Here is a 2,282-nt window from a genome sequence, read left to right as displayed (position 1 = left end):
CGGCTGCCGCGCCCGGTGGGCCTGGGGCTCGCCGCCCCGTTCGCCAGGCCGGCGCGCACCCTGGTGACGCTCGCCGCCGTCGCGTTCGGCGCCACTGCGGTGATCTTCGCTGTCGGCCTGCACTCGTCGCTGAGCCGGGCCGAGGCCGCCCAGAACCAGTCCGCCACGGTCCCGGTGCAGATCCAGCAGGGCGGCCCTGGCGGCGGCCCGAACCAGTCGCCGACCCCGGCGCAGTTCGCGACCATGACCGCGGCGCTGCGCGCCCAGCCGGGCACGGCACGCGACGTGTCCATATACGCCGCGGGGGTGAAGGTCGCTGGCGTGACGGAGAACGTCACGGCGTTCGCGTTCGGCGGCGACTCGTCCTGGACCGGCTACAGCCTGATCACCGGCCGCTGGTACCGCGCGCCAGGCGAGGTGGCGGTCAACACCGCGTTCCTGAACGCGAGCGGCCTCGCCGTGGGCGACACCGCGACGGTGAACACCGGCACCGCGCAGGTCACCGTGCGGATCACCGGTGAGGTGTTCGAGCCGTCGAGGGAGCCCAGGCTGTACGGCAGCGCGCAGACCCTCCCCGGCGTCGCCACCGCCGAGAACTTCTACCAGACGGACGTCGGGCTGCGACCGGGCACCGGCGCCGCCGCCTACATGAGCAGCGTGAACAACGCGCTGGGCAGCCAGAGCCCGTTCGCGGCGACCGGGCCGGACGGCGGCAAGTTCTATTCGATCGCCAGCGAGCTGATCGGCCTGCTCTCGCTGATGGTGGCGATCGCCGCCGGGCTCGGGGTGCTCAACACGGTGCTGATGACCACCAGGGACCGGGTCCACGACCTGGGAGTCTTCAAGTCGCTCGGCATGCGCCCGTCGCAGGTGCTCACCATGGTGGTGTGCTGGATCATCGTGCCCGCCGTCCTGGCCGGCGCGATCGCCGCGCCCGTCGCGGTGGCACTGAACACCGCCACGTTGCACGCCATGGCCGGCACCGCGCACACCGGCGTGCCCGCGAGTTTCACGCAGGTGTTCGGCCCGCTGCGGCTGGCCGTGCTGGCCCTGGCGGCGCTCGTCATCGCGGTCCTGGGAGCGCTGCTGCCCGCGAGCTGGGCGGCCCGCGCCCGTCCCGCCACGGCCCTGCGCGCGGAGTGAAATACTGAGCCGTCATGACTACCCCCAGCCCCAGCCCCGCCACCACCCCTACCCGACTCCGGGTGGTGATCGGCGAGGACTCGGTGCTGCTGCTCGCCGGCCTGGTGAAGCTGCTGGAAGGCGCCGGGTTCGAGGTGGCCGCCACCGCCGGAGACGGGACCGCACTCGTCGAGGCCGTCGGGCGGGAAAGGCCCGACGTAGTGATCGCCGATGTCCGGATGCCCCCGTCCTACACGGACGAGGGCATCCGGGCGGCGCTGCTCATCCGCGAACAATGGCCGGCCACCGCGATCCTGGTGCTCTCGCAGTACGTCGAGGAACGGTACGCGGCCGACCTGCTCTCCGCCAACACCAGCAGCGTTGGTTACCTGCTGAAAGACCGCGTCGCCGACGTGACCGAGTTCCTCGACGCGCTGCGCCGGGTCGCGGCGGGGGGCACCGCGCTCGACCCGGAAGTCGTCGCCCAGCTGCTGGTGCGGAGGGGTCCCGACCCGCTGGCGGCACTAACCCAGCGGGAACGCGACGTCCTGGCGCTCATGGCCGAGGGCCGCTCTAACACCGAGATCGCCGCCTCCCTGGTCATCACCGACAGCGCGGTAAGCAAGCACATCAACTCGATCTTCACCAAGCTCGGCCTGCACCCGGGCGACACCGGCCATCGCCGCGTCCTGGCCGTCCTCCGCTACCTGGGCACCGGCCCCGCAGCCTGACCACCCGCACAGGCCAAAAGATCTTGATGCTACCTATTGTGTTCTCTAGAACACGTGTGCTAGCCTAAATTTAGGCCACAAGAGTGGCGCGGACGATGAGAGGCAGGCGATCAGTCACGGCATAACCGGGAGGGGGTGGCCAGATGGGCGTCGCTGATGCTTTGCGGATGATGAACGCCGGCCTGGACTACCTCAACGGCTCGGGTGCCGGGGAGCTGGACGCCGCCGCGTGCGGCCAGGTGCTGCGGTCGCTGGGTGAGATCGAGGCGAAGTTCACCGCCGCGCATGCGTCCGTGCTGGCCCGGTTCGACGCGGCCGATGCCCACGACAGCGACGGGTACGGCAGCTCCGCCGCGTGGCTGATGGCGATGACGGACATGACCCGCCCGGATGCCAGGACCAAGGTGCGGCGGATGCGGCTGCTGCGCG

The 2,282-nt window shown here is 71.1% G+C and carries 3 protein-coding genes; all 3 read left to right on the top strand.

What is annotated here, in order from left to right:
- Positions 1 to 1,143: ABC transporter permease (locus WA805_RS31875; RefSeq protein WP_425244202.1), on the top strand; the 1,143-nt coding region annotated here is incomplete at its 5' end.
- A gap of 14 nt (positions 1,144 to 1,157) precedes the next feature.
- Positions 1,158 to 1,853, top strand: a complete 696-nt coding sequence (locus tag WA805_RS31870; RefSeq protein ID WP_422277279.1) for a response regulator — start codon at positions 1,158 to 1,160, stop codon at positions 1,851 to 1,853.
- Between the two features lie 143 nt (positions 1,854 to 1,996).
- Positions 1,997 to 2,282, top strand: a 286-nt coding sequence (locus tag WA805_RS31865) for a hypothetical protein (RefSeq protein ID WP_425244201.1), incomplete at its 3' end; no start/stop codon positions are given.

Origin of the sequence: Trebonia sp., assembly GCF_049794275.1 — a bacterium.
Taxonomy (GTDB): domain Bacteria; phylum Actinomycetota; class Actinomycetes; order Streptosporangiales; family Streptosporangiaceae; genus Trebonia.
The sequence above is the reverse complement of the archived record's forward strand: the minus strand, read 5'-3'. Positions and strand labels throughout refer to the sequence as shown.

Excerpts from the sequence above, each read along its gene's own strand:
- WA805_RS31870 (WP_422277279.1), top strand. The coding sequence starts at position 1,158 with ATGACTACCCCCAGCCCCAGCCCCGCCACCACCCCTACCCGACTCCGG.